General features: G+C 67.9%; 24 protein-coding genes. 15 read left to right on the top strand and 9 right to left on the bottom strand.

Translation table 11 applies throughout. The features are described from left to right. Positions 1-114 precede the first annotated feature (114 nt). Together IU448_RS10880 and IU448_RS10875 are read right to left on the bottom strand one after the other, a co-directional pair. Complete coding sequence (locus IU448_RS10880) at positions 115-630, bottom strand: C40 family peptidase (RefSeq protein ID WP_228812602.1); 516 nt, start codon at positions 628-630, stop codon at positions 115-117. Positions 631-907: 277 nt separating this feature from the next. Then, positions 908-1,489: a helix-turn-helix domain-containing protein gene (locus IU448_RS10875; RefSeq protein WP_195055461.1), complete on the bottom strand. Its 582-nt coding sequence runs from the start codon at positions 1,487-1,489 to the stop codon at positions 908-910. A gap of 91 nt (positions 1,490-1,580) precedes the next feature. Here IU448_RS10875 and IU448_RS10870 point away from each other — a divergent pair, with 91 nt between their 5' ends. The 7 genes from IU448_RS10870 to IU448_RS10840 all read left to right on the top strand — a co-directional run bounded on the left by IU448_RS10870 (position 1,581) and on the right by IU448_RS10840 (position 8,832). Then, a complete protein-coding gene (locus IU448_RS10870) occupies positions 1,581-2,213 on the top strand; it encodes a class I SAM-dependent methyltransferase (RefSeq protein WP_195055460.1) in 633 nt (210 codons plus the stop codon). A gap of 144 nt (positions 2,214-2,357) precedes the next feature. Next, a complete protein-coding gene (locus IU448_RS10865; RefSeq protein ID WP_195056215.1) occupies positions 2,358-4,841 on the top strand; it encodes a CocE/NonD family hydrolase in 2,484 nt (827 codons plus the stop codon). 154 nt (positions 4,842-4,995) lie between these two features. Next, positions 4,996-6,000, top strand: a complete 1,005-nt coding sequence (locus IU448_RS10860) for an adenylate/guanylate cyclase domain-containing protein (protein ID WP_195055459.1) — start codon at positions 4,996-4,998, stop codon at positions 5,998-6,000. A gap of 220 nt (positions 6,001-6,220) precedes the next feature. Next, on the top strand, positions 6,221-6,508 hold the full coding sequence (locus IU448_RS10855; RefSeq protein ID WP_033244172.1) for a DUF1330 domain-containing protein: 288 nt from the start codon (positions 6,221-6,223) through the stop codon (positions 6,506-6,508). A 123-nt stretch (positions 6,509-6,631) separates the two neighbouring features. Continuing rightward, positions 6,632-7,570: an aldose 1-epimerase family protein gene (locus IU448_RS10850; RefSeq protein WP_195055458.1), complete on the top strand. Its 939-nt coding sequence runs from the start codon at positions 6,632-6,634 to the stop codon at positions 7,568-7,570. A 237-nt stretch (positions 7,571-7,807) separates the two neighbouring features. Continuing rightward, positions 7,808-8,356, top strand: coding sequence for a hypothetical protein (locus IU448_RS10845; RefSeq protein ID WP_195055457.1), 549 nt, complete (start codon positions 7,808-7,810; stop codon positions 8,354-8,356). 149 nt (positions 8,357-8,505) lie between these two features. Beyond that, positions 8,506-8,832 carry a hypothetical protein gene (locus IU448_RS10840; protein WP_195055456.1) on the top strand — a complete coding sequence of 109 codons (327 nt, stop codon included), beginning with the start codon at positions 8,506-8,508 and terminating at the stop codon, positions 8,830-8,832. 37 nt (positions 8,833-8,869) lie between these two features. Here the strand turns inward: IU448_RS10840 and IU448_RS10835 are convergent, their stop codons facing one another. After that, positions 8,870-9,514 (bottom strand): class I SAM-dependent methyltransferase, encoded by a 645-nt coding sequence (locus IU448_RS10835; protein WP_228812600.1) that lies wholly within the window; start codon positions 9,512-9,514, stop codon positions 8,870-8,872. Positions 9,515-9,574: 60 nt separating this feature from the next. Here IU448_RS10835 and IU448_RS10830 point away from each other — a divergent pair, with 60 nt between their 5' ends. Next, the gene (locus IU448_RS10830; protein ID WP_195055455.1) at positions 9,575-10,039 is read left to right on the top strand and encodes a MerR family transcriptional regulator; all 465 of its coding nucleotides are present in this window, start codon (positions 9,575-9,577) and stop codon (positions 10,037-10,039) included. A gap of 109 nt (positions 10,040-10,148) precedes the next feature. Here the strand turns inward: IU448_RS10830 and IU448_RS10825 are convergent, their stop codons facing one another. The 3 genes from IU448_RS10825 to IU448_RS28865 all read right to left on the bottom strand — a co-directional run bounded on the left by IU448_RS10825 (position 10,149) and on the right by IU448_RS28865 (position 12,422). Next, complete coding sequence (locus tag IU448_RS10825) at positions 10,149-10,799, bottom strand: hypothetical protein (RefSeq protein WP_195055454.1); 651 nt, start codon at positions 10,797-10,799, stop codon at positions 10,149-10,151. A gap of 104 nt (positions 10,800-10,903) precedes the next feature. Further along, positions 10,904-12,130: a cytochrome P450 gene (locus IU448_RS10820; protein ID WP_195055453.1), complete on the bottom strand. Its 1,227-nt coding sequence runs from the start codon at positions 12,128-12,130 to the stop codon at positions 10,904-10,906. Between the two features lie 34 nt (positions 12,131-12,164). Then, a complete protein-coding gene (locus tag IU448_RS28865; RefSeq protein ID WP_195055452.1) occupies positions 12,165-12,422 on the bottom strand; it encodes a ferredoxin in 258 nt (85 codons plus the stop codon). A 180-nt stretch (positions 12,423-12,602) separates the two neighbouring features. Here IU448_RS28865 and IU448_RS10810 point away from each other — a divergent pair, with 180 nt between their 5' ends. The 3 genes from IU448_RS10810 (at position 12,603) to IU448_RS10800 (ending at position 18,188) form a co-directional block, all read left to right on the top strand. Continuing rightward, positions 12,603-15,818, top strand: coding sequence for a BTAD domain-containing putative transcriptional regulator (locus tag IU448_RS10810; RefSeq protein WP_195055451.1), 3,216 nt, complete (start codon positions 12,603-12,605; stop codon positions 15,816-15,818). Between the two features lie 328 nt (positions 15,819-16,146). Then, positions 16,147-16,728, top strand: a complete 582-nt coding sequence (locus IU448_RS10805; RefSeq protein WP_195055450.1) for an NADPH-dependent FMN reductase — start codon at positions 16,147-16,149, stop codon at positions 16,726-16,728. Between the two features lie 65 nt (positions 16,729-16,793). Further along, positions 16,794-18,188: a DHA2 family efflux MFS transporter permease subunit gene (locus tag IU448_RS10800; protein ID WP_228812598.1), complete on the top strand. Its 1,395-nt coding sequence runs from the start codon at positions 16,794-16,796 to the stop codon at positions 18,186-18,188. A gap of 62 nt (positions 18,189-18,250) precedes the next feature. Here the strand turns inward: IU448_RS10800 and IU448_RS29560 are convergent, their stop codons facing one another. Next, positions 18,251-19,309 (bottom strand): SRPBCC domain-containing protein, encoded by a 1,059-nt coding sequence (locus tag IU448_RS29560; RefSeq protein WP_195055449.1) that lies wholly within the window; start codon positions 19,307-19,309, stop codon positions 18,251-18,253. Next, positions 19,306-19,677 (bottom strand): ArsR/SmtB family transcription factor, encoded by a 372-nt coding sequence (locus IU448_RS10790; RefSeq protein WP_195055448.1) that lies wholly within the window; start codon positions 19,675-19,677, stop codon positions 19,306-19,308. The genes IU448_RS29560 and IU448_RS10790 overlap by 4 nt, the downstream gene beginning before the upstream one ends. Before the next feature lie 897 nt (positions 19,678-20,574). Here IU448_RS10790 and IU448_RS10785 point away from each other — a divergent pair. Both IU448_RS10785 and IU448_RS10780 read left to right on the top strand, forming a co-directional pair. Beyond that, complete coding sequence (locus IU448_RS10785; protein WP_195055447.1) at positions 20,575-21,453, top strand: hypothetical protein; 879 nt, start codon at positions 20,575-20,577, stop codon at positions 21,451-21,453. A 261-nt stretch (positions 21,454-21,714) separates the two neighbouring features. Then, positions 21,715-22,920 (top strand): hypothetical protein, encoded by a 1,206-nt coding sequence (locus IU448_RS10780; RefSeq protein WP_324188566.1) that lies wholly within the window; start codon positions 21,715-21,717, stop codon positions 22,918-22,920. A 624-nt stretch (positions 22,921-23,544) separates the two neighbouring features. Here the strand turns inward: IU448_RS10780 and IU448_RS10775 are convergent. Further along, a complete protein-coding gene (locus tag IU448_RS10775) occupies positions 23,545-24,771 on the bottom strand; it encodes a helix-turn-helix domain-containing protein (protein WP_195055445.1) in 1,227 nt (408 codons plus the stop codon). Positions 24,772-24,950: 179 nt separating this feature from the next. On the opposite strand from IU448_RS10775, the gene IU448_RS10770 reads away from it, so the two are divergent. Both IU448_RS10770 and IU448_RS10765 read left to right on the top strand, forming a co-directional pair. Continuing rightward, positions 24,951-25,265: a hypothetical protein gene (locus tag IU448_RS10770; RefSeq protein ID WP_324188565.1), complete on the top strand. Its 315-nt coding sequence runs from the start codon at positions 24,951-24,953 to the stop codon at positions 25,263-25,265. Between the two features lie 185 nt (positions 25,266-25,450). Continuing rightward, positions 25,451-25,630: a hypothetical protein gene (locus tag IU448_RS10765; protein ID WP_195055444.1), complete on the top strand. Its 180-nt coding sequence runs from the start codon at positions 25,451-25,453 to the stop codon at positions 25,628-25,630. Positions 25,631-25,669: the final 39 nt, after the last annotated feature.

Raw genomic sequence — 25,669 nt, 5'->3', positions numbered from 1 at the left:
GCCCGGCACCGCCCCGGGCGGTGATGCCGCGGGGCGGTGCCGGATGGACGCGCCGTGGGCCGGGCTGTGGATTCGGGTGGGTCGCCGGACACCGGCCACGGTGCGGGCCGCGGGTCAGTAGCGGCGTGCGCCGACCACGGGCGAATACGACATGGGCGAGATTTCCACGGTGGTGGTCGCGGCGTGGATCACCTTGCCGTCACCGGCATAGAGGGCGGAATGTCCACCGCCGCTGTAGGAGATCACATCACCGACGTGCAGCTCGTCGAGCGGAACCGGTGTGCCGGCGGCGAGCTGGGACCAGCTGGTGCGGGGGACATCCACGCCCGCCTGCTGGTAAGCCCATTTCACCAGTCCGGAGCAGTCGAAGGTGTTCGGTCCGGTGCCGCCGGTGACGTACGGGGCGCCGAGTTTGCTGCGTGCCGCCCGGACTGCGAGTTCCCCGGGGGCCGGCGTGTACTGCGGCGCCGGTTGTGGGGTGGCGAGGCCGGGGATCCCGGCCGGTAGCGGAATATGATCGGGAACTTCGAAAACACCGAGGCCGGGCACTGTGACCGGCCGGGCTTCGGCGGGGGCGGCGGTGCAGAGTGCGGATCCTGCTGCCGCGGCGAGAACGGCCATGACGGCCATGCGTTTTCGGACTAGCGGTACTGACTCCATAATTGCGGTCCTCCGTGCTCAGGTCGAGAGCCGGTGGATCGCAAAAACTTTCACCGCCGAATGCGCGGCGAGGAATTCACCGACTGCTCGAACAGCGTTGGAAATACACCACAGCTATATGTCGGTCCTGCAAACCCGGGGAGTCATGTTTCGCCGTCCGCCGCGCGTACTTCGGAAACGACACGGACAAGCTGGCTAACGGAACGGTAACGGTTCGTATCTGCCCAGCGTAAGGCGTGTATCCGAATTACGACGGGCGATACCGTGCCTTGATGTGGAACCGTTCGCCCTGCGGTCCGAAAAGGCTCAGGTATTCGACGGGATGTTCGTCGGCATTGCCGAACCAGTGCGGGAGATGGGTATCGAATTCGGCGACCTCGCCGGGGGTGAGCACCATATCCCGGTCGCCGAGGATCAGCCGCAACTTGCCGTTGAGGACGTAGAGCCAGTGGTAGCCCTCGTGGGTGTGCAGATCGGGTTCGGTCCAGGACCGGCCGGACAGGATCTGCTTGTAGGCCTGCAGGCCGCCGGGTTTACGGGTCAGCGGGATCAGGGTCTGGCCGTGCCGGGTGATGGGGCGGATATTCACCCGGGGGTCGCCGGTTTCCGGCGCGGCGACCAGTTCGTCCAGTGGGACGCGATGCGCCTTGGCCAGCGGGAGCAGCAGTTCCAGGCTGGGTTTGCGCTGACCCGATTCCAGCCGTGACAGGGTGCTCACCGGAATACCGGTGAGATCGGACAGTACGGCCAGCGTGGTGCCGTTACGTCGCCGCAGCTCACGCAGCCGCGGGCCGATTGCGTCGATGACATCGCCGAACTCCGGATCCATACCTATATTGCAGTTATGGCAAATTAATTTGTCAAGATGGCGCAGTCTGCGGATGCTGGAGAACAAGCCCCGAGGAGAGCAGGAGAAACAGATGGACCAGCAGTTCTGGGACGATATGTACGGCGAGACCGAGCAGAGATTCAGCGGCCTGCCGAATGACGCTCTGGTTGCGGAGGTGACCGGAATGACACCCGGCCAGGCGCTCGACCTCGGCTGCGGTGAGGGCGCGGACGCCTACTGGCTGGCCGAACACGGCTGGCAGGTCACTGCGGTGGATATCTCGAAGGTGGCGATCGAACGCGCGTCGGCAGGGCATCCGGAGATCTCGTGGCAGCAGGCCGATATCGCCGTCACGCCCATGCCTGCCCGGTCGTTCGATCTGGTGTCGGCGCACTACTTCCCGATCGCGCACGAACCGGACCACGCCACCGTGCGCGGGCTGCTGGAATCGGTGGCCCCGGGCGGAACACTGCTGTTCGTTGCCCACGATCCGGCCGAATTCCCCGAACCGGGAGAACATCCGCACGGCGAGGAAGCCCATCAGCACGAGCAGCAAGGCCATCAGCACCGGTTCGACCCCTACGCCTACTATCTGCCCGCCGATATCCGCGGCCTGCTCGACGACAAGTGGACCGTGGAGGTGGACGAACGCCGCGACCGTAACCGCCCCGCGGCCGCTCACCAGATCAAGGACCTCGTCCTGCGAGTGCGGCGCGCGAACTGAGCCCGCGGGCGGCCGGCCCCGGAATTCCGCCACCGCCACCCCTGTCCGGATACCGCGCGTCGGTACCAGCTGCGAAGAGAGCTGATTGCTATCGTCGGCGGCACCTGTGCGCGGAAACCGGAACCACGAGGTGGAGGGTTGTTCATGCGGCTGTACCGGATCCACGGGTTCGCGGCCGCAGCGGCGATCGCCGTCGTCGCTCTCGCCGTGAGCCTGGTGGTAGCTCAGGCCGCCCGCCACCCGGTCAGCCGGGATACGGCCCCGGCCGTCTCGCCGGCCGAACTGGCCCAGCAGTGGACCGCCACCCACGACGGCCCGCAGCGCTACCCCGAGGTGCATATCGACAAGGACGTCCACATCACCATGAGCGACGGTGTGGTGCTGAAAGCCGATGTGTACCGGCCCGCCCACGCGGGTGACCGGGTGGAGACCGAACCGCTTCCCACCATCGTCACCATGACGCCGTACTCGAAAATGATGTCCGCCCTGATCGATTCGGCGATGAACAATCCCGAGGCGCAGCGGTTCACCATGGACCTGGTGCGCCGGATCAACCTGTCCGGCACCCCGATCAGCGGTTTCGAGGATCTGCTGCATGCGCTCGACGGCGGCACCGTCGCCACCGTGCTCGGGCTCGACAGGAAACTGGTGCACGCCGGATACACGATCGTCTCGGTCGATGTGCGCGGCACCGGACAGTCCCAGGGACTGTGGGACACCCTCGGCGCGCGTGAACAACTCGACACCCGCGAGGTGATCGAATGGTCGGCGGCGCAACCGTGGTCGAACGGACGGGTTGCGATGAGCGGCGGTTCCTACTCCGGTATCAATCAATTGCGCGCCGCCGAGAACGCGCCGAAGCCATTGCAGGCCATCTTCCCGGTGGAACCCGGCAGTGATCTCATGCGCGATGTGGTGGCACCCGGCGGCGGTGTGGGCGTGACCTTCCTGCCGCTGTGGCTCAACCAGGTGAACCAGGCCAAACTCATGCCGGATGTGCAGTCGATACTCAACGGCACCTTCGACTGGCAGTGGCTCGCCGACCGGCTGGCCGATCCCGCCACCAACTACGATCTGCTCGCCCAGGCGCTGCTCACTCCGTCACTGAACAAGATGCCGCCCACGCTGTCCGCGGCACTGGACGAGAACAGCCCGTTCCGGCAGGGCATCATGGGCGAACCGTCGAAGATCACCGTCCCCACCTTCGTCTACGGCGGGTGGCACGATATCTTCGCCAACAGCGCCACCGCGCTCTACAACGAAATCCCACTGCCGCCCGGCCGCAAACAACTCGTCGTCGGCGATACATATCACGCCAACCCCGGTGCCGGGACGGGCCGGCCCGGTGCGCCACCGCGGTTGGATGTCCTGCAGCGCGCGTGGTTCGATCACTGGCTCAAGGATATCGACAACGGCATCGTCGACTATGGGCCCGTGATCGTCTGGGAACAGGGCGGGGGCTGGGTTTTCCTCGAACAGTTCCCGCAGCCCGGAATGTCGCATCGGCGGGTGTATCTGTCGGGCACGCCCAGCGGGACCAGCGCCGACAGCGTGCACGATGGATCGCTGATCGGTCGGCCGGGGGACAGGGCCCAGCTCACCGTGGCCCCGGGGATCACCACATTCTGCTCGCGGGATATGGCGCAGGGTTCGGCCGGAATCGGCGCGGTATTCGACGCCTGTGCCAAGGACTCCCGGATCGCCGAACGCGGTGCGCTCACCTTCACCAGTGCCGAGGTCGCCGAACGGACCGTGATCTCGGGTCCGATCAACGTGCATCTCAACACGGTGCACGACGCCGCCGACGGCTACTGGAGCGTCACAGTGAACGATGTCGCACCCGACGGCACCTCGACCGTGTTGAGTACCGGCCAGCTCACCGCCTCGCTGCGCGCGATCGACGAATCCCGCAGCACCCGCTCACCCAACGGCGACCTCACCGCCCCGTTCAACCCGATCACCCTCGACAGCGTGCAGCCGGTGCCGCCCGGTGAACCGGTCGCGCTGGACATCGGCGTGATTCCGACCCAGGCCGTCCTCGAACCCGGCCACCGCCTGCGCCTCGACGTATTCGCCGCCAACGCCCCCAAGGCACTGGCGTTCCGCCCGATGCTCAACGACACCGAACTCAAACCCCAGCACCTCGCGCTGGACCCGGCGGCCCCGAGCTTCATCAACCTCCCGACCGACCGGCCGCTGCCCGACGCCCCGGGTCGCCCGTCCGCCGGCCGGCAGGCGGTAGCGGTTCCGGATACCCCTGCCGCGCCGGGCACTTCCGCCGTTTCGCCCGCGCCGGTGGCGCCCACTACCCGCCCGAAGCATGCACCGGAGCCGGCCGGAACGCCGGTTCCGCCCGCCGCTGCCGGCACTACCGAACATCCGGCACCGGCCCCAGGCGCCACCGAACCCGGCGACTCGCAGCCGCCGGCCGGCCCGCCGTTGGAGGTTCCCGAGTTGGCAGGAGTCCCGCGCTCCACCGAGCCTCCGCAGCCGGCGGCACGGAATCCCGCACCGCCCGCGCCTGTCGGTCCGGTGCCGGAATCGACGCAGCTCCCGCTCCCTCCGACCAGTTCGCCCGCATCGATTCCGCAATACACCTCACCGCGATCCGCGACGCCGCAGCCATAGCGCCGGTCTCCTCGCGCTGCAACAGCGGACGGGCGGGCCGGGATCGGCCGGAGCCGCATCGTCCGGACGGTATCGACGTGCCGCATGACGCAGATCACCCGGTTATATGTCTGGTTTGCCCGTGTGGCGGCCGGCGGGTCGTAATGTGGCGAGCATGGGATCGCAGGAGAGGTCCGAACTGGTTCGGTCGGCGGCGGAGACGAGTCTGCTCGCGGGCAGTCGCCGGTACAACCGCCGGGAGGTGGCGGAGAAGGCGGGAGTGACACCGGAGCTGGCGCGCCGGCTGTGGGTGTCGCTGGGTTTCCCGGCCAGTGAGGACGACAGCGCCCCGGATTACACCGATTCCGATATCGCGGCCATTCACCGGTTCCGGGAGGTGGAGGTGCTGGCCGCGGCCGGTACCCGGCAGCAGGCCGCGACCGCCCGCACCATCGGGCAGGCCATGGCGCGGCTGGCCGAATGGCAGGTCGATCTGGTGCTCGAGGAGATCGACCGGCGGGTCGCGGCGGCCGGACCCGGCACCGACCCGGATGCGATCACCCGCAATGCCACCGCGGAAACGGTGGAGCTTCTGGAGAGCCTGCTGTCCTACGCCTGGCGGCGTCATCTGGACGCGGCGCTGATCCGGCATCTGGAAGAAACCGGGCCGACTCAGGATTCCACCCGGACCCTGGCTGTCGGGTTCGCCGATATGGTCGGCTACACCCGGCTCACCCGGCATCTGCATCCCGACGAGCTGTCCACGCTGCTCGAGGCGTTCGAATCCACGACCACCGCCGCGATCACCGAGAACGGTGGCTGGGTGATCAAGAATGTCGGTGACGAAGTGATGTTCGCGGCGGAATCCCCGCTGGCCGCGGCCCGGATCGCCGTGGCGATCCAGGAATCCACCATGACCGTCGGCACCACCCCGGAACTGCGGGTGGCCATCGCCTACGGTCCGGTGCTGCAGCGCTTCGGCGACTTGTACGGGTCGGTGGTGAATATCGCCGCCCGGCTCACCGGTGTCGCCCGCCCGGGCACGATCCTGGTGGACGACGGTGCCGCGGTGGAACTGGAAGGGGAAAAGGAATTCGCCATCCGCCATCTGCGCAGCGTCCGAGTTCGCGGTTTCAACCGGTTGCGCCCCCATCTGCTCCGCCGTAGCGATAGGGCCTGACCGCGAGTCGAGGGATCGCTCGATCGGAGCGCATGGACGATCCGCGTTCTTCCCCGCCCCGGTGGCGCCGGCTGTTGGCCGACCGGCGCAGCCCACGGACAGCCGAGAGTGTGACGGCCGGTTTCACCATATGAGATTTCCTCATTCGGAAATCACGTTTTGAGTAGGGTCGTCGGGGAGTCGAGAGTGTCCGGCTTGTGGATGAGTGAGGAGTTCCGGGATGGCCAAGGGCTATGTCATCGTGACCGAGTCGATCAAAGATCCGGCGGGGATGGCCGAATACGGCAAGGCGGCCGCGAAAGCGATGGCAAACGGTGTGAAAGTCCTGGCGGTCGATACGAAACCGCAGGTCTTGGAAGGGGAGTGGCCTGCTACGCAGACCGTGGTGCTGGAGTTCGAATCGCCCGAGGCCGCCCGCGCGTGGTACGAATCCGAGGAATACCAGGCCGCGATTCCGCTGCGGCAGGCGGCGGCCGACTGCAATGCCGTGATCATCAACGGTCTGTAGCGATACGCGTGGTCCGGGCCGGTGAAGCGCAACCGGTACCGGACCGGCAGTCTCTGCCGCAGCGCCGGGACTCGCCCGGGTGAACGCGGCCCGACCGGCGGTGCCGGAACATACGCTGATGGCGTGACCGTATCCGACCCCAGCCCGACCGGCCGCTCGCTCGTGCTGTCCGGCGGCGGTGTGCGTGCCGAAATCGGTACCGTGGCCGCCGTGCTGCGCGGCCTGACCGTGGACGGTATCGCGGTGACCGAACCGCTCCCCGCCGGTTCTGCCCCGCCGATGGCCGCCGGTATCGTGCTGGCGCCGTGGCCCAACCGGGTCCGTGATGCGGTCTGGATGCTCGACGGGCGCCCCCAGCAACTGGATATCACCGAGGTCGCGCGGTCGAACGCCATCCACGGGCTGCTCCGCAACACCGATTACGAAGTACGCGCGCAGGCGCCGGATTCGGCGACTCTGGGCGCGCTGATACCGCCCCAGCACGGTTGGCCGTTCCTGCTGGATACGTGGGTGCGTTATGAGTTGCGCGCCGACGGACTGGCGGTGACCCACGGGGTGATCAATCATTCGGGCCGGCCGGCGCCGTATGCGGTGGGTGCGCATCCGTATTTCCGGGTCGGAGCGGTACCGGTCGAGGAGTTGGCCCTCACCGTTGCCGCGACCACCTACTACGAACTCGACGCCCGGATGAATCCGGTCGCGCAGCATCCCGTCGAGGGATCCCCGTACGATCTGCGGGCCGGAGTCGCGCTGGCGGGCCGGACGCTCGATACGCCTTTCGGTGGGGTGGCTGCGGGGGTCGCTGCCAGGCTCACCGCGCCGGGTGGGGCGCAAGTAGAACTTCTCGTCGACGCCGGCTGGAACTATCTCCAGGTGTTCACCGCGAAGGAATTCCCGCGACCGGCGGGAACCGGGCTCGCGGTGGCGCTGGAACCCATGACAGCGGCTCCCGACGCGCTGAATTCCGGGGACGGTTTGCGAGTCCTGGAGCCGGGGGAGGTATGGGAGGGCCGCTGGGTGGTTCGATATGTCGCCGGCTGCGGCGGGCCGGGTTCCGCCTGAGCGGCCGAGGCGTCGGTCCGGTGGTGCACAAGCAATCGGTTGTTTGTGGAAACCATTGTCGCAATTAAGGATTCGTCCTCAACGCAATATTGCGAACTGTCCTTCTCGATCACCCGGAGCTGGCTAACCTGTATCCGGCAATCCGCCAGGGGAGCCGGCGAGTGGGCGCCGGCCACGGAGTATGTCCGGGGGGCTGATTTCTCAGCGGCATCGCCCGGGGGACGAAAGGGGATCGGAGTGAGCGACGCCGACGAATTGGGGCCGTTCCCGAGCAGCCGGGTCGTATCGGCGGTCTTCACCCGCGCGGCCGAATTCGATCGGTCCGCCGCCGCGGAATTCGACTGCGCGATGCTCGAATCGCTGGCGGGGTTGGTGGTGGCGCATCGCCGGATGGCCGCGGCGCGACCGGCCTGGGACGATATCGTGCTGCCCTGGGAGGAGGCCACGACGCTGCCCGGGCGGCCGGAAAACAGGTCCGGCGCCGACCCTTTCGACTGTGCCTGCGATGAGGTGCAGCGCCGGATGCTGTCGATAGATCTCGAAGCCCGCCGAATTCTCGGACCACCATCACCCGATTCGGTATCGCATCATGAGGGGCTCGGCGCGGTATTCGGCCGGATGGCCCACCTGTACACCATCAGTTTCGACCGCTTCATCCTGGACGGCCCCGAAGGGCTGAATCGCCGGCAACTCGTACGGGAATACGCCGCCTACGAAGCACTCGCACGCGATCTGGTCGCCGGCCGCAAATGCCTTCCCGCCCTTTCCCAGCGACCTGCCTTCTGAATTCCCCACCGGATCGCGTCGCGCCGGAAGATGTTGCGGCCCGGAACGAATGGCGGCGCGCGGTCCGTCGCACCGTACAGACCGACCGGCCCGGCAGGCCGAGCACCTGAACCTCCGTCCGACGCGGTACGGCTCTATCCTCGACAGCAGTGGGCTCGGACGAGTCCGCGGGCAGGCAGGGGAACGGAATGGATCTCGAGGGCGCGCGCCGGTTCGCGGGTGAAATATGGCGGCACCCTGATCTGTCCGCGCCGGAACGCCTGGCGGCCGTCAAAGCCGACGCACACGCCCGCGGCAAGGAACCGTTCGACCTGGACCGGCTGGAGGCGTTGTGTGATACCAGCCACGAGGGCCGGATGGATCCCGTGCAGTGGCGCCGGCGCCGGTTCGAGCTGGTCTACTACAGCCATCCGGAAATGACGACGATCGAAGACCTGGCCGCGCACGTGATGCTGTCCCAGGGGTGGATGAGCTGACGCCCGCGTCCTTCCGAACGGTGCTGCCGGCCGATCTTCATCGGTCGCCGTCGCGCGGGGTGTGGGCCGGCGGTTTGATCGCCAGCACTTGGACCGTGGTGCTCGGACCGTGATGGTATCTCCCCTCGGTGATCTCGCGGTCCACTTCACGGCAGTGCTCCAGTTGCAGACCGGGGAGGTCGCGGCGGAGTTCGCCCGGGGTCGGCAGTGCGTCCGCGACCGGGGGCCCGCCGACGCCCGGGCGATCCAAATGGCGCGGGGTGTAGGCCTCGAGGATGAAAACACCGCCGGGCCGCAGGGCTCGTGCACAGGCCGCATGCAGCGCGGGGCGGGCCGCGGAGGGCATATGGGCCCAGATGGAGATGATCCCGGACCAGTGGGCGTCGCCTAAGTCGTAGCCGGTGAGATCGGCGACGACGGTGTCCAGAAAGACGCCCTGGCGGGCCGCCAGTTTCCGGGCGTTGGCCAGGCCCACCTCGGACAGGTCCACCGCCGTCACCGGATGGCCGCGGCTCGCCAGGTATACGGCGTTGCGTCCCTCGCCTTCGGCCAGGCACAGCACGGGGCCGGCGGGGATCCGTCCGGCGACTTCCCGCAGATAGTCGTTGGGTTCGGTGCCGTACGACGCGAAGGCATCGGCATAACGTTCGTTCCACAGTTCGGCCGGTGACCGGTTCTGCATCTGTTCCTCCTCGGTGACGCTGTCTTGACGACACGACCCACTGTGCAAGTTAATGTGAACATGAAGTCAAGCCCGCCCGGCGATGCCACCGCCGCGGCCTATTCCATCGGTGAGATCGCCGCCTACTTCGATCTCGCACCACATGTGCTGCGGCATTGGGAATCCGTGGGCCTGCTCGCCCCGGCCACCCGGGTCGGTGGCCGGCGCCGCTACACCCGGGCGCACTTCGCTCGGGTCGCGATGATCCTGCGCAGCAAGGAGATCGGATTGAGCCTGGCGCAGATCCGGGAACTGCTCGACGCCTGCGACGGCCGCGGTCGCCGCCGGATCCTGCAGTCGCAGCTGGACGCTCTCGACGAGCAGATCGCGCGGATCCAGACCTCGAAACAGCTGATCACCCACGTGCTGACCTGCCGGCACGAGGACTTCACCGAATGCCCGCGGTTTCAGCAGGAGATCGTCGCGGCCGTCACCGGCGCGCACCGCGCCGAGAACCAGCTGCGCGGGTGTCACCGCGGCCGGTAGCGGCATCGGTGCCTCGGTTCTCCGCCAGTGCGTGCCGAAGGAACCGGTGCCGGGCAATGTCCGGCCATCGGCTGCAACGCGAAGGCGATGGCCGACCCGCCCGAGAGTTCTATCGGACGGCGGCCGCGGCGTGCCGGATGGCGATGTTGCCGTGGGAGTTCCGGGCGTACACGTGCACGGTTTCCGCGTCGGCCGGTGTGCGACCGACCGGTCCCATCTGGTTGTGCACGCTGCCCTGCAGGGCAGCGACTTCCAGCTCGACTCCGCTGCCGGGGCTGATCCCGATCTCCAGTTCGCCCATCGACGTTTCCAGCCGCAGCACGCCGCGGATGGCTTCGACGATCCGGATATCGCCCTTGGCGACTTTCGCGGTCACCGCCTCTCCGGCGCGCTCGACGGTGATATCACCGGCGGCTACTTCGAGGTCGCACCGGCCGATGTCGCCGGTCGCCGTGATCCGGCCCACGCCGGCGGTGCTCTTCAGCCGGGAACCGGACGGCACCTCGATGGACACCGCAATCGTCGGATTACCGCCGAACGGGGTGTGCGTGCGCCAGTCCTTCGGCGTTGTCACGGTCAGGACACCGTCGGCGAAATCGACCCGGGTCTGCTCCGCGGCGCGGATATCGCCCTTCTTGGATTCGTCGGCGGGCCGGATGACGACAACGGTGTCGGTGCGGTCGGCGGCGTGCACGATGACATCGGCGGACAGCACCTCGACGGTGACGGCGATCGGGTCCGGGGTCTGGTAGGTGGGCATTGCGGTTCTCCTCGTGGATATATATCGGGTTCGGTGAATGGGCGGCGGAAATCCGAACGGGTCCGGCCGGCCGCGGCGTCGGTACTGCCGGGACTCGGGCGTACCTATCGGGGCGTATCGGCCCAGGTGACCGGCAGTTCGTGAACGCCGTAGATATTCATGTCGGTCCGCAGTTTCACTTCGCCCGCGGGGACGGCCAGGGCGAGTGCCGGGAAGCGGCGGATCAGCGCCGCGAAACCGGCGCGCATTTCGACACGGGCCAACTGCTGGCCGAGACACTGGTGCACGCCGTGGCCGAAGGACACCAGCCCGCGGGCCGTACGGTGGATATCGAGGGTGTCGGGGTCGTCGAAACGCAAGGGGTCGCGATTGGCGGCCAGTAGTGAAACGACAACGGTCGAACCCGCGGGAATCGTTTCGCCGCCGAGTTCGAGATCCTCGGTGGCGTAACGGTAGAAGATATCGGCGACCGCCAGATATCGCAGGAGCTCCTCGACGGCACCGGGGACCAGATCCGGATCGGCGCGCAGTTCGGCCAGCTGATCGGGGTGTTCCAGCAGCGCGAACGTGCCCAACCCCAGCATATTGGCGGTGGTTTCGTGGCCGGCGAGCAGCAGCAGGAACGAGATCCCGGTCAGTTCCTCGACGCTCAGCTCCTCGTCGCGGGCCAGATCGGACAGGATATCGTCGCCGGGTTCGGCACGTTTGCCGGCGACCAGTTCGCCCAGGTACGCCATCATGGCGCCGTAGGCGGCCATCTTCTCCGCGAGCGGCTGCTCCCGGAGCATGAATTTGGCGGAGTTGGACTGGAAGGTCGCCCGGTCGGCGTACGGGACGCCGAGCATTTCGCAGATCACCAGCGACGGCAGCGGTAGCGCGAACTCCGCGACCAGGTCGACCGGTGGGGTCAGGCGCGCCATTTCGTCCAGTTGCTGTTCGGCTATTTCGACGATGTGCTCTTCGAGCTGTTTCATCCGTTTGACGGTGAAAGCGCTGATGAGCTTGCGGCGCAGCCGGGTGTGCTCCGGCGGGTCCATCGCGATGAACATGCCCGGGATCTGCGGAGACGGTTCGGTCTGGACCGGCATATCGGGGTCGGCGTCCAGTGCGTGCAGTACGCCGATGTCCTGGCGCGAACTGAACCGGGTATCGGCCAGCACCTGCCGGACTGCCTCGTAGCCGGTGACGAGCCAACCCTCGTGCCCGTCCGGGAAGATCAGTGGGCTCACCGGCCGGGTCTCGCGCAGTTCGGTGATTTCGCGGGGCGGGTCGAAGGGGCCGGCGTTGCGTTCGGTGGGCAGGCCGTGCGGTACGGGGGCGGTGCGGGTCATCAGGTCTTCCTGTTCGTCGGATGTGGATATCAGGTCAGTGGCCCGGGAGGCTTATCGCGCCGGCAGGGCACATATGGGCGGCCGCGCGGACGTCCGCTTCCTGATCGGTCGTGGGTGCGGTGGTCAGCGCGATCACCCGCCCGTCCGCGTCGTCCTGGTCGAAAACACCGGGGGCGGTCAGTACGCACATCCCGGCGCCGATACAGCGATCGCGATCGACCCGGAGTTCCCTGGGCGCGTCTCCGCTCTGCGAAGAGTTCTTCCTCGGTTCGGAAGGTGCCGTGCTGTTCATATGAGCACTGTCGCGGTCACCGCTGATACCGCCCTGACATCCACCTGATACACCCGCTGACAGGACCCCCGGCCCCACAACCCCGCCGCACCATGGCCGAAGCGCGAAGCTCATGCCGGTTCGAGCCGCGCAGTAGCTCCGAAATCACAACCCCACCCACCCGGCAGGCAGAATAACCGGGTGCAGATCGTGTTGCTGGGACCGCTCGAGATCCGGGCAGAAGACGGCGGATCGATAGAGGTCCCCGGCGCCCGGTTGCGGGCGCTGCTGATTGCGCTCGCGCTCGAACCCGGCCGGGTGGTGCCGAAAACGACACTGGTCGATTGGATCTGGGGTGAACAACCCCCGGCCGACGCGTCCAATGCCCTGCAGGCACTGGTTTCCCGGTTGCGCAGGGTGTTGCCCGAGGGGGCGCTCGACGGGGAGGCCGGCGGTTACCGGCTGGTGGTGGAACCGAACGCCGTCGACGCCGTCCGATTCGAGCAGCTTGTGGACCGGGCCCGCGGCAGTGGCGACGCACTGCGCGCCGAGCTGCTGCGCGAGGCGATCGACCTGTGGCGGGGCACGCCGATGCAGGGGGTCGAGGTGCGCGACAGCGAGGCCGTCGATGCCGTGGTCACCCGGTTCGAGGGGCTGCATTCCGCCGCGCTCGAGGATCTGTACGAAGCGGAGATCGGGCTCGGCCGCGGCGCACAGTTGGTGCCCGAACTGACCGAGCTGGTGGCCCGGAACCCGGTGCGGGAGCGGCTGGTCGCCGCGTTGATGCGCGCGCTCGGCGCGGCTGGGCGCGGTTCCGAAGCGCTGCTGGTGTACCAGAACGCCCGCGAAGCTCTTGCCGACACGCTGGGTGTGGACCCCTCGCCGGAGCTTTCCGCGTTGCATGTCGCGTTGTTGCGCGGCGACGTGGGTGCGCAGCACAACGCCGAGCGCCGGACGAACCTGCGGGCCGAACTCACCGAATATGTCGGCAAGTTCGCCGATATCGCCGCCGTCCGCGATCTCATCGCCGGCCACCGCCTCACCACGCTGACCGGGCCGGGTGGTTCCGGGAAGACACGGCTGGCCGTGGAGACGGCGCATACCTTGCTCGACGACCTGCCGGACGGCGCCTGGCTGGTGGAGCTGGCCGCGGTCGGTACGAGTGGTGATGTGGCGCAGGCGGCGCTCGCCGCGATCGGTCTGCGCGATGCACTGCTCGGCGGCGCCTCGCACACCGAACCAGTGGACCGGTTGATCGCAGCGGTGCGTGATCGCGAAACCCTGCTGATCCTGGACAACTGCGAGCATGTGATCGAATCGGTGGCCGTGTTTGCGCACCGGGTGCTGGGTGAGTGCCCGCGGCTGCGGATCCTCGCGACCAGCCGCGAACCGCTGGGGATCACCGGTGAGGCGCTGTGGCAGGTCGAGCCGCTGGCTCTGCCCGCCGTCGACGCCGACCCGGCGGGGATCGAAGCCTCCCCGGCCGTGCAGTTGCTGCGGGACCGGGCCCGAGTGGTGCGCAAGGATCTCGGCAACGATCCGCGCACGCTGGAAACCATGGTCCGGGTCTGCCGGGCATTGGACGGAATACCGTTGGCGATCGAACTGGCCGCCGCCCGGCTGCGCACACTCTCGCTGGATCAGCTCGCCGAACGTCTCGACGACCGGTTCCGGCTGCTCACCGGCGGCAGTCGCACAGCGATTGCGCAGCATCGGACACTGCGCGCGGTGGTCGATTGGAGCTGGGAATTGCTCACCGACCCCGAACGGGCGGTCTTGCGCCGGCTCGCGGTGTTTGCCGGCGATGCGAGCCTGGAGGCGGCCGAGCAGGTCTGCGCGGACGGCGGCGACGGGCAGCAGGTGGTGGTCGAGCAGTTGGACGTGCTCGATCTGCTCACTACGCTGACCGAGAAATCGTTGCTGATCCCGGCGGAACACGGGGCAGCGGGCGACGTAACCGGCGTCGGACCGGATATGCCGGGTGGCGCGCGGGAGCGCCAGCCGCGCTTCCGGATGCTCGAGACGATCCGGCAGTACGCCTGCGAACGGCTCGCGGAGTCGGGGGAAGCGGAGACCGCGCGCCGGGCGCATCTGGCCTATTTCACCGGCCTCGCCGAAACCGCGGAACCACATCTACGGCGTGCGGCGCAACTGGAATGGCTGGTGGTGCTGGAAGCCGAGCACGACAATATTTCGGCGGCGCTGCGCACCGCACTCGCGGCGGGCGATACGAGCGGGGCGTGGCGGCTTGCCGCGGCCGCGGGCTGGTACTGGTGGCTCGGCGGGTACAAGGCCGAAGGCCAGGAGCTGCTGACGGCGGTCGCCGACGAACCCGCCGAGGTGGACGACGCGACCCGCGCGCTGGTGTACGGCCTGGTCACACATTTCATGAGCTCGGGTCGCAACGATGCGGTCCAGGTGGGGGAGTGGATTCGCAAAGCGCACCGGTTCAGCCGGGGTGTCCGGGCCGGTCATCCCACCCTTGCGTTCATCGATGCACTGGACGCCATGTTGCAGGGCCCGGAGGCGCTGCCGACCGCTTTCGAACCGCTGCTCACCGATGACGACCCCTGGGTGCGCGCGCTGTCCCGGTTGCAGATGGGCAAGATGCGGGTCGTGGTCGGGCAGGACGGGCCGGAGGTCGACGCCTATCTCGAGGGGGCGCTGGCCGAGTTCCGGGCGCTGGGTGAGCGGTGGGGGATATCGTTCGCGCTGACCGAGCTGGCGAACCGGCGCGCCACCCGCGGCGATTTCGTCTCGGCGTGCGAACTCTACGAGGAGGCCATCGCCGTCGTCGCCGAGATCGGCTCGGCCGAGGATATTGTGGCGTTGCTGTCGCGCCAGGCCCAGTTGTATTGGCTGGCAGGCGACCCTGTAGCCAGTGCGGCCGCGGTGGCCGAGGCGCAGCGCCGCGCGAATCGGGTGGCCTGGCCGTTCGCGCTGGTCGAGCTCGCTCTGGCCAGGGCGGAGCTGGCCCGCTGGAGCGGCGATATCGAACAGGCCCTCGAACAGGTCGATATCGCGACAACCGTGTCGGGTGACGAAGCCGGGCTGCCGCAGTTCGTGGCGGCCGTCCACACGTTGCGCGGCTACCTCGAAACCGATCTCGCGCGGGCCCGCGAACATCATGCCGCGGCCTTCCGGGCGTCGACCGAGGCCGGGCATTCGCTGCTGGTGGCCCAGGTGCTCGTCGGGATCGCGGACTGGGTCCTGCGTGCGGGCAGCGATGCCGAGGCCGCGCGGCTGCTCGCGGTGAGCAGGGTGGTGCACGGGGTGCCCGATCGTTCCCAACCCGATGCCGCCCGGGTCGAACGGACAGTACGCGATCGCCTCGGTGACGCGGAATTCACCGAGGCGATGCGGGAGGGGGCGACAGCGGATTGGCGGGAACTGGCCGCCACCGCGCTCGCGCGCTGACGAGAACGGCCGGCCGTCCGGCCCGTTCGGTGAACCAGGCCCGGGACCAGACGTACCCGATAACAGCAAATCCGGCGCACCAGGCGAGGGCCGCGGTGCCTCCGCCGATACAGGTGCCGGCCCCGGTGCGAAGGGCGAGACCGGGCAGTTCGCGGGTGCGCTCGACCGCGGCCGGATACCGAGGTCCGCCTGTCGGACCTGTGGGTTTCCCGGCGGTGCCGCATGTCCCGGGTTCTTCCGCGCCGCGCTCTTGACCTCAACATTAGTTGAGGAAGCAAGGTGGTCTGCGGGCGGCCGACGGAGCCGCCGAAGGCAGTTAGGGAGACCGATGACCACCGTATCGACCGGCACCACCACCCTCGCGGCGCCGTTGCGCCTGACCCTGGTGATCGGCAGCAGCAGGCAGGGGCGCTTCGCGCCGACCGTCGCCGAATGGTTCCGCGAGCACGCCACCAGGCGACCGGATCTCACGGTCGATATCGTCGACGTGGGCGAACTCGACCTGCCGCACACCTTCGGAGCACCTGCCCCCGAAGCTGCCGGGACCCGGGCCGCCCTCGCCGCGGCGGACGCCTTCGTCATCGTCACGCCCGAGTACAACCACAGCTATCCGGCCGCGCTGAAAAACCTCATCGACGCGCACGGGCGGGAATGGCAGGCGAAACCCGTCGGGTTCGTCAGCTACGGCGGGATATCCGGTGGTCTCCGCGCGGTCGAACACCTGCGTGGCGTTTTCGCCGAACTCCACACGGTCACCGTGCGCGATACCGTCAGCTTCCACAATCCGTGGGGCGCGGCGCAGCTCGCCACCGAAGCGGCCGATACCGCCGCGAAAACACTGCTGGATCAGCTGATCTGGTGGGGCGAGGCATTACGTGCGGCGCGGGCCACCCGCCCCTACGGACAGTGAGGGCCGTGATGCGACACAGTGTGACGACAGTCGAGACCCGGCCGGAACCGGGAGCCAGCAACCCGATGACAGTCGCCCTGGTCCTGGTGGTCGGCTCGATCATGGCCACTCTCGACCAGACGATCGTCAATGTGGCGATCAACCATCTCTCCGCCGAATTCGCGGCACCACTGGCCACCATCCAATGGGTGTCGACCGGATACGCGCTCGCGGTCGCCGGCGTGGTCCCCGTCGCTGCCTGGGCTATGGGCCGATTCGGAGCCAAACGCCTGTACCTGGTGGCGGTCACGGTATTCGCGATCGGCTCGCTGCTGGCCGGTGCGGCCTGGAATATCGAATCGCTGATCGCCTTCCGGGTCCTGCAGGGGCTCGGTGGCGGACTGCTCATGCCGGTGGGTATGACCGTGCTGTTGCGCGCGGCGAGCCCGGAACGGCTGGGTCGCGCGATGAGCACGATGGGGCTGGCGATCCTGGTGGGGCCGCTTGCGGGCCCGGTGCTCGGCGGTTATTTCATCGACGAGCTGTCCTGGCGCTGGATGTTCTATGTGAACGTCCCGATCGCCGCGGTGGTGCTTTTCCTGGCCCTGCGGGTTTTTCCGGCCGATGATCCGCAACCGCGGCAGCGGATCGACATGGTCGGGGTCGCGCTCATGTCGCCCGGTTTGGCCCTGCTGATCTACGGGGTCACCGCCGCGGGCGAGCACGGCGGTTTCCCGCCGGGACAGGTCGCGGTGCCGCTGGTGCTCGGTGCGATCCTGGTGACGGTGTTCGTGTACCGCGGGTTCACCGCCTCGGAGCCACTGCTGGACCTGCGGATCCTGCGTCGCCGCGAGGTCGGTGCCGCCGCCGCCCTGCTCGGCTTGTTCGCGGCAGGCTATTTCGGTGCGATGCTGTTGCAGCCCCTGTACTTCCAGGTGGTGCGGGGGGAATCCGCCCTGATGGCCGGGGCACTCGGTATCCCGTTCGCGCTGGCCTCCGGAACCACCATGCAGATCGCCGGCCGGCTGATAGACCGCTTCCCGCCGGGCCGCTACCTGCCCGTCTCGATCGCGGTCGGAATAGCGGGTTTCCTGCTCTTCCGTGCTCAGCTGGACACCGATTCGTCCTATTGGGGGCTCTGCGCGGCCATGCTCCTGATGGGCGCCGGCGGCGGCGGCACCATGATGCCCGCCATCACCACCGCCACCCGCGCCCTGACCCCCGAGCAGCAGGCGGGCGGCAGTACGACCGTGAACCTGATCAACACCACGGTTATGGCGATCGGCACCGCGGTGGTCGCGGTCGTGCTCTCCGCGCTACTGCCGATCACGGGCGGCCTGCAGGCGCTGCACGGATTGGACCCCGCCGCACACGCGGCCCTGGCACCGGCTCTGGCCGAGGCGTTCCGGGACGCCTACCTGATCGCTCCGGCTCTGATGGCTCTCGCGGTGATACCCGCGTTGTTGCTACCGCGCCGGTGAAACCGGTCCGCCGAGCCCTGGGAACTCCCAGGGCTTCGGTGCGTGGTGACCGGGTGCCCGATTCAGGACGTGGGCTGCCAGGCCGGGTCGCGGCCGATGAAGGCCATCAGCTTGTCCTGGGCGGAGGCGTCCGCGCCGACCGGTACGGCGGGACCGTACTGCCCGCTCTCCCGCAGCATCCGGTCCATCGGTGCCATCCCCTCGAGCGCCGCGCGGCAGCGCTGCTCGTCCAGGCCGGGTTCGTGGCCGAGTGCCTTGGCCAGATCCCAGGTGTGCATCCAGATATCGGGTGTGTAGAAGGTATCGATCGCCTGGTCCACCGGCTGATCCCCGGTGTGCGGGTTGCTCAGTACGCGTCCGGCGGGATGGTCGAGAACGGCCTGGATATCGGCGACATGCTTCTTCCACGCGGTCGCCGGATCGGCTGCGACGTCCAGCGCGGGCAGTTCGATTCCGGCCCCGCCGAGGAACCCGCGCGACCAGTCGACCAGATGCCGCACGATATCGAGCGCTGTCCACTCCGGGACCGGGCTGGGGCGTCGGAAATCCTCGGCCGAAGCGGATTCGACGAGCGCGGTGAAGCGGGCCGCGTCCTCGAAATGCCGGGTTGCGGGACCCGCGACCGCGGGCGATGCGGACTCCGGCGCCAGGAGTTGGTCGAGTTTGTCGTAGCCCTCGCGCACGCCGGTCTCCATCCCGCTCGCCAGCATGCCGTCCCGGGTCGCGAAGTCCGCGACGACGCTCAATGTCCGCAGCCGCGTCCGCCGTTCGCCGACCTTCTCGAAGGTCAGCGTCTCCAGGGCGACCCCGTCCGGTTCGCCGGTGTAGGTGAACGTCCACACGATTCGCTCGGCCGGGCGCACTTCGTGGAAACTGCCGTAGAAGGTGGCGATCTCCACGCCGTCTCTGTCGTTGGCGAATGCCCACGCGCCTCCCGTGCGCGCGTCCCAGCGGCTGATCCGCGTGCTCACCGAATGCGGCCCGACCCACTGTGCGTAGAGATCGGGGTCGGTATGCGCGCGGAACACCTGGGCCGGTTCCGCGTCGAACTCCCGGATTATCTCGATCGTCGGGACGTTCTCGTCCGCGACGATTCTGGTCTCGTACGCGGTTGTGGTCATGATGCCTCCTTCGGCGGGTGTACCCGCGGTGGTTCGTCGTCCTCGGACAGTTGGGCCAGTACCGCGTCGAGACGCTGGTAGCGCTGTTCTGCGGTGCGGCGGTAACGCTCGATCCATTTGGTCATCAGGTCGAACACCTCGGCGTCCAGATGGACCGGCCGCCGCTGGGCGTCTCTGCTCCGGGTCACCAGTCCGGCGTCCTGGAGGACCTTCACGTGCTTGGAGATGGCTTGCAGGCTCATCTCGTAGGGTTCGGCGAGTTCGCTGACCGTCGCGTCCGCCGCCGCCAGCCGGGCCACCAGTGCGCGCCTGGTCGGGTCCGCCAGTGCCGCGAACACCCGGTTGAGCTGCTCCCCGGTTCCGTCCATCCGACCTTCCTCAACTTTTTGGTTGATGAACAAGGTAGAACGCGTGCGCGCCATGGTCAACCCATTGGTTGATAACAGTTCGTCCGTCCGTGCCGGGCTCGTGCCGATACTCGCCGGTGCGTTTCCCGGTCGCCGGCGCGCTACCGGGTGCCGGGGTGCGTCCGGCTTGCGGCTCTCGGGGCATGGTGTCGGGGCCTGTCCGTCGCTTCCGCGATTTCGACGCGGCGCTCTCACGGCCGCGCAGCGACCCGCCCCTTTCGATGATCGCGGTCGGCCGTGCTGTCGCCCAGCGTCTTCCGGAAGGGCCCGGCGGGATATCGCCGACCCGCGAACAGTTCCGTGGGGGTGGAGAGCGGGCGGTGGCGGCGGACCGTTTCCGATTGTGGTGTCCGCGCTCACGAAATATGAGGCCGAGAATCGTACGTGTATCCGGTCACAGCCTTGGCTCGGAAATTCCGGCGCATCCCGGCCGTGAATCCCGGTGAAAACCCGCACCCGTCAGCAGGTTTCGCAACAGTGGCGCGATCTATGGTCCCGCGGCGGCCCGGCAATGTTACCGAAAGGTATTGTGGCACAGCTCTCTTTATCCGCCAAATGCCACTTGACCTGCGGTTGTGGTGTTCTAGGCTGATGGAAGTCGATGAGCGGCAAGGGCTCATCGGGGATGCGCCGAGATACGCACCCCTGACATTCGCGCGGTAAGGCGAAACGGTGGACCACAGGGTCGAGACCATAAACACGTCGGAATATTCACCCCAACCTCCGGCCGGGAATATCCATCGACCGGTTTCACGATTCCTATCCGATTGGAAATGCTGGTTCATTTCGGCGCTGAGCCTGCTCACCCTCGTCCTTCTTTTCCGGCCCTGGCTGACCGCCTCGGGCCCGCACGGAGAGGTGCAGGCGGACGCCTTCGGTCGCCTCGAGGGCTCCGTTCCGGGACTGCGCAACGTCGGTGAACGCCCGACCGAAGGCATTGTCGCCATCAGCGGGCTGGGTGGCGGCCTGGCCGCCGCTGCCGCGGTGATCACCCTGGCCGGTGCGCTGCTGTATCGGCTGTACGGCATCGGGTTGCCGGCCGTGATCGGCGCCGGGGCAGCCAATGCCGTGCTCGTCCCGGCGACGCTGCTGTACCTCGAGGGCAAGGCCCCGGAATTGCGCGAGACGACCGAATACCACGACGAATTGAAGTCGGCCCTCGGTGACTTCCTGGGCACATTCTTCGGGGGCGGTCCGGAAGCGGGCGCCGATGCGGCACAGCAGGTGGCCACCGTCGCCCTCACGAATCAGGCGCTGCTCTGCGCCTCGGCCGCCGTGGTCACCGCGGCGCTCGCCCTCAGCATGTACAAGTCGGTCCGGCCGCGCGCCGGTGAGCCCGTTGTACCGGCGGGAGTTTCCGACCACGATCGTGCCGACCGCCCGGCCGCTGACCGGCCGGTGGAGCCCGAAACCGCAGTGGTGACGGAATACCGGTTCGATATGGCCCTGTCGTACGAAGTCCAACTGCTCGGCGCGGGCCTGCCCCGGCACGACGACGACCACGAAACCGGCGAACAACGCCTCCTGACCCGGGCCGAACCACTCCGCCGGGCCGATAACCAGTTCACCGCGGCCCGCCGCGACCGGCCGACTGCTCGCCGCGCTCGCCCCCGTCCCCGGCCCGGTGGCCGGGCGTCCGCTACGCCGCAGTCCGTCTCCGGTTCCGCTGCGTCGGCGAAACGCGCGGGTGGTCACTGTGTTTCGCCGCGCTCGGGCCGCTCCGTCGTCTCGGCGTGAAAGCGACGGGCTCGTCGCCCGGCAGGATCGGTGGCTCTGCTGCCGCCTGCCGGGAGACCCGTCCGGAACACGGTGAGTAACCGGAAGGTTGCTTTTGGCGCGTCGCGGTCGCTCCACTAATGTGCCGGATGCGGAAATCGTGCACGAACTGTTGTCTCCTATTGCGCTCGAGTGTTGCCACCGATGTGCCCCGAACGAGACCGTGGCTCGAGGTATCTCCTTTTCGACCTGGCGAACACTCGGCAGGACGAAAGGACACCGGTGTCAGCGACCACCCTGCGGCGCGACCGTTCGGTCCGGCTCACCGCGGCAGCCGCCGTTCTCATTGCGGTAACGGGCTGTACGTCGGGGGAGGCCGTATCGCCCGGCGAATCCACCGGAACCCCGGTGCCCTCCGCGAGCCCGCCGCCGGCGCATCTGGCGAATCTGCTGCCCGGCATGCCCGCTCCGCTGCGCCCCGACGATATCTACGCCGCCAACCGTGAACTGAGCTCGGCGGTCGCCGATCATCGTGAGCTCGTGTACGTGCCGAACAGCCGATCCCATGATGTCTCGGTGATCGACCCCGCCACCTTTCAGGTGATCGATACCTTCCCTGCCGGTGGTGTGGAACCGCAGCATGTGGTGCCGTCCTACGACCTGCAAACCCTCTACGTCACCAACGATCTGCCGATCGGCGGCGGCAGCCTGTTGCCGATCGACCCGCGCACCGGAAAACCGGGTACGAGTTTCCCGGTGCGCGACCCGTACAACATGTACTACACACCGGATGGCCGATACGCGCTGGTAGTCGCCGAGGCGGACCGATCGCTCGATTTCTACGACCCGGTGACCTGGGAGAAGAAACATGCCCTGCCGGTCCCGGACTGTGCCGGCGTCGATCATATGGACTTCACCGCCGACGGCCGGTTCGCCCTGGCCAGTTGCGAATTCGCCGGGCGGATGTCGGTGGTCGATATCGCCGCGCGCACGCTGGTACGCACCATCGACCTGCCCGGCGGGCGGCACGGGATGCCGCAGGACGTCAAACTCTCCCCGGACGGCCGCACCTTCTTCGTCGCCGATATGCACGCCGGCGGTATCTACACCTTCGACGCACTGACCTTCGACAACACCGGGTTCATCCCGACCGGCGCCGGCACCCACGGGCTGTACGTGACCCGGGATTCGAAACAGATGCTCATCACCAACCGCGACGAAGGCAGCATCTCGGTCTGGGATTTCGCGGCACACGGACTCGTGCACAAATGGTTCCTGCCGGGCGGCGGCAGCCCGGATATGGGCAATATCTCCGCCGACGGCCGGACCTTCTGGGTATCGGGCCGCAAACACGGCGAGGTGTACGCGATCGATATCGTCGACTGGAAGCTGTTGGCCCGTATCCCGGTCGGCGACGGCCCGCACGGCCTCACCGTCTGGCCACAGCCGGGCCGCTACTCCACCGGGCACACCGGAGTCATGCGGTAGCCGAAGGATCTACCCGGGACCGGCCCGTCCGGTGTCATCGCCGTTGCGGCCATCGCGATCGGCGCGGTAGCTGGTGTGGCGCAGGAGAATATGCGACGAGCGGCCGTCGCAGCCGCCCCCACCGGGGACCCGGCCTGTCCGCCGGACGGGGCCCGGCGTGAACGGCAGCGCGCCGACGATTCGACTCACCCGCCGGGCCCGCATATCCGGCCGGCTGCCGGCATCCCGATCGGTATTCCGTAATTGTCCGCCCGAGCACTCGCCCGGTGAGACCCAGCAGTTCCTCGACAATGTCGTCGGCCTCGATAACCAGTGAGAGGGGCGACATGGGATGGCGTCGCCCGAGCATCTTCGGTAGTCGGGCCGGTCGCGGCAGGGCGTGAGCCTGAACGATGACCGGCCCGCAGCAGCGCTCGCTGCGCTCGGACCGGCGGATATGGTCGACAGCAGCTGCGCTGGATGCTGTATTGCCGCCGCTTCGGGGCGAGGACCTCAGGGCAGAGGAACCGACGCCCCGGCAGCATCGCCCCGCAGGTACCCGGCCCAGCGCCGCTCGCGTGGGTAGTCGAGCCCGGGACGGGCGGAGGTTTCGACCCCGGGCACCAGCAGCGATCTCGTGAATCCCTACACCACAACGCCTACCCGCTGCGCCAAACGGCCCAGTTCCCCGGTAGTCAGGTCGCGGCGCGCCTTACGCATCATGTGACCCACCAGTTCTCGTACATGGACCATGTTCCGGACGTGCTGTGGGGCCGCGTGCTCGGCACGCAGTAACGCATGAAGCGAATCGCGATAATTGCGTTGCTGCGCGTGCGCCCGGCCGATCTCCACGAAGTACTGTGCGTGCCGGCCCTTCGCGGGAAGATCTTCGGGCACCAGAGTTGGCGCGAGGGCGAGCACTTCACCTGGTTCGCGTCGTTCCATGGCCGCCGACATTCGCCAGAGCTGCACGTTCGCCCGACCGAATGTGGGATTTCGCAGTATCGACCGGCCCGGATCGGCATGCGACAGCCGGTCTGCCTGTTCGGCGGCCTCGTTCAGATGCGGTACCGGATCGCCGCCGAGCGTCGCGGTAACCAGAGAAGCTTGCAAGTGAAGCATTCCGTACGTTTCGATCTCGCCCACTGTGCGAACATCCGCGGCGATCTTTTCCGCTGTTCTTTCGGCATGCGCAAGTGCGGCGGGCAGCGAACCGGGCTGGGACAGCAGAACTTGCGACCGGGCGAATGCCGTTGCGGCCAATGCCGCGGTGCCGCCGATATTGCGTGCCGCGTTCTCTGCTTCCTGCGCGGCCGTCCAGGACAGCGCACCGTATCCGCGGGCTTTCAAAGCGGCCGCCGTGGTGTGCGCGATCATCGCCAGCACATCCCACGCCCGGTCCCGCTCGGCCCCGTGGGCATCGTTGATCTGCCGGTAGCAGTCGGTCAGCAGTGGCGCGAGCATCGGCCCGAGTGCGGCGTAATCACACGCTATGCGAAGCTCGGCCGTACGTCGTGCGGTGGCCGTCAGCTCGTCCAGAGTGCGCGGCGGCGCGGTGTGGGTGGTATTTCCCTGCGTCCACAGGGCCACTTCTATATCGGGCACCGAGGCATGGAAACCGACGGCAGACGGATCGAGCCTGTCTTGTTCGTATCCGGTCAATTCCCCCATGGTCACGCCGAGTGCGGAGGCCAGGGCCAACAGAGTGCGCCGCGAATCGATAGGGCGCTCACCTATTTCGTATTTGGATATGGCCCCGCGGCTCAGTCCCGCGCGGTCGGCGAGCACCTGCTGCGAGATACCCCGCCGGGCACGAATCTGGCGCACTCGCTGTCCGACGAACCGGCCTTCCTCACGCTGGTAGTCGCTCATGCGTACTCCCTCGAAACGGTGCTGACAACTCACACGATACGGGCGTTGCCCCACGGCGGGGCAAAATGCAGTAGCTGCACTGACACGCTTCTTCCGGCCCCGCCGCCGGGTCGACCGTTGTCGCCCCAGACAGCTCCCCGGCGGTGGGTGCTTTCCACGTCAACGGAAGCAGGGGAGGCATGATGCGGCAGCACGGGGAGCCGATCGCGTTCGGATGGGTCGACGACGAGGTGAGTACCGCACCGGACTGGGACCGGGCGCAGGTGTCACGGTTGGCGCGACGGCTCGGTTACCGGCTGGTGTGGCCCGATATGCGGTCGCTGCTGCCCGTGGCCGATCAGGTACGCAATGCGGCGGCGGAGGTGGTGATCATGCCGGCCCCGGCCCACCTCGGTCCGCTGGAGCTCAACCGGGTGATGGATAACGCCGATGTGGAGACGGTACTGCCCCGGCTGTCCTTCGCTCGATGGTCGACGGCGGGCACCGGCCGGTGATCGGCCTGGGCTGGTTCGTGGTTCTCGGCCTGCCGGTTCTCGTGCTGCTATGGGCGGTGTACTGGCCGGACGACCACGACTGACGGGCGGCCGCCGACGATGCGCGCCGGGGTGAATTCCCAGGTCAGGGCACGATCTGCGCGGTGTCCATTGCTACCCGGCCGCTACCGGCGGACACTGGAGGAATGGTTGACAGGGAGCAGCGCACACCGTTCTACGGGGTGGTACTGATTCTCGCGGCGCTCGCTGCGGCGATGGCGGTCAGCTACTACGGGCCGACCTGGTTCCGCGTCGTCGTCTACATCCTCGCCGTGATGGTTTTCCTGGTCGGCGGCGTGATGACCTTCCGGGACTACTCGCGCTGACGCGGAGCCCGCTCCGGCCCTTCGCGACTGTTGCTCCGC

It is taken from the genome of Nocardia flavorosea (genome assembly GCF_015477805.1).
GTDB lineage: Bacteria > Actinomycetota > Actinomycetes > Mycobacteriales > Mycobacteriaceae > Nocardia > Nocardia flavorosea_A.
This window is presented reverse-complemented; position numbering and strand designations above follow the sequence as displayed.

What these genes read in the sequence shown, in the direction of transcription:
- IU448_RS10855 (WP_033244172.1), top strand. Translation starts at nt 6,221, where the DNA reads ATGGCCAAGGGCTATGTCATCGTGACCGAGTCGATCAAAGATCCGGCG.
- IU448_RS28865 (WP_195055452.1), bottom strand. Translation starts at nt 12,422, where the DNA reads ATGAACAGCACGGCACCTTCCGAACCGAGGAAGAACTCTTCGCAGAGC.
- IU448_RS10800 (WP_228812598.1), top strand. Translation starts at nt 16,794, where the DNA reads ATGACAGTCGCCCTGGTCCTGGTGGTCGGCTCGATCATGGCCACTCTC.
- IU448_RS10770 (WP_324188565.1), top strand. Translation starts at nt 24,951, where the DNA reads ATGATGCGGCAGCACGGGGAGCCGATCGCGTTCGGATGGGTCGACGAC.
- IU448_RS10830 (WP_195055455.1), top strand. Translation starts at nt 9,575, where the DNA reads ATGAAGTCAAGCCCGCCCGGCGATGCCACCGCCGCGGCCTATTCCATC.
- IU448_RS10870 (WP_195055460.1), top strand. Translation starts at nt 1,581, where the DNA reads ATGGACCAGCAGTTCTGGGACGATATGTACGGCGAGACCGAGCAGAGA.
- IU448_RS10865 (WP_195056215.1), top strand. Translation starts at nt 2,358, where the DNA reads ATGCGGCTGTACCGGATCCACGGGTTCGCGGCCGCAGCGGCGATCGCC.
- IU448_RS10860 (WP_195055459.1), top strand. Translation starts at nt 4,996, where the DNA reads ATGGGATCGCAGGAGAGGTCCGAACTGGTTCGGTCGGCGGCGGAGACG.
- IU448_RS10825 (WP_195055454.1), bottom strand. Translation starts at nt 10,799, where the DNA reads ATGCCCACCTACCAGACCCCGGACCCGATCGCCGTCACCGTCGAGGTG.
- IU448_RS10790 (WP_195055448.1), bottom strand. Translation starts at nt 19,677, where the DNA reads ATGGACGGAACCGGGGAGCAGCTCAACCGGGTGTTCGCGGCACTGGCG.
- IU448_RS10820 (WP_195055453.1), bottom strand. Translation starts at nt 12,130, where the DNA reads ATGACCCGCACCGCCCCCGTACCGCACGGCCTGCCCACCGAACGCAAC.
- IU448_RS10805 (WP_195055450.1), top strand. Translation starts at nt 16,147, where the DNA reads ATGACCACCGTATCGACCGGCACCACCACCCTCGCGGCGCCGTTGCGC.
- IU448_RS10775 (WP_195055445.1), bottom strand. Translation starts at nt 24,771, where the DNA reads ATGAGCGACTACCAGCGTGAGGAAGGCCGGTTCGTCGGACAGCGAGTG.
- IU448_RS29560 (WP_195055449.1), bottom strand. Translation starts at nt 19,309, where the DNA reads ATGACCACAACCGCGTACGAGACCAGAATCGTCGCGGACGAGAACGTC.
- IU448_RS10875 (WP_195055461.1), bottom strand. Translation starts at nt 1,489, where the DNA reads ATGGATCCGGAGTTCGGCGATGTCATCGACGCAATCGGCCCGCGGCTG.
- IU448_RS10835 (WP_228812600.1), bottom strand. Translation starts at nt 9,514, where the DNA reads ATGCAGAACCGGTCACCGGCCGAACTGTGGAACGAACGTTATGCCGAT.
- IU448_RS10880 (WP_228812602.1), bottom strand. Translation starts at nt 630, where the DNA reads ATGGCCGTCATGGCCGTTCTCGCCGCGGCAGCAGGATCCGCACTCTGC.
- IU448_RS10765 (WP_195055444.1), top strand. Translation starts at nt 25,451, where the DNA reads ATGGTTGACAGGGAGCAGCGCACACCGTTCTACGGGGTGGTACTGATT.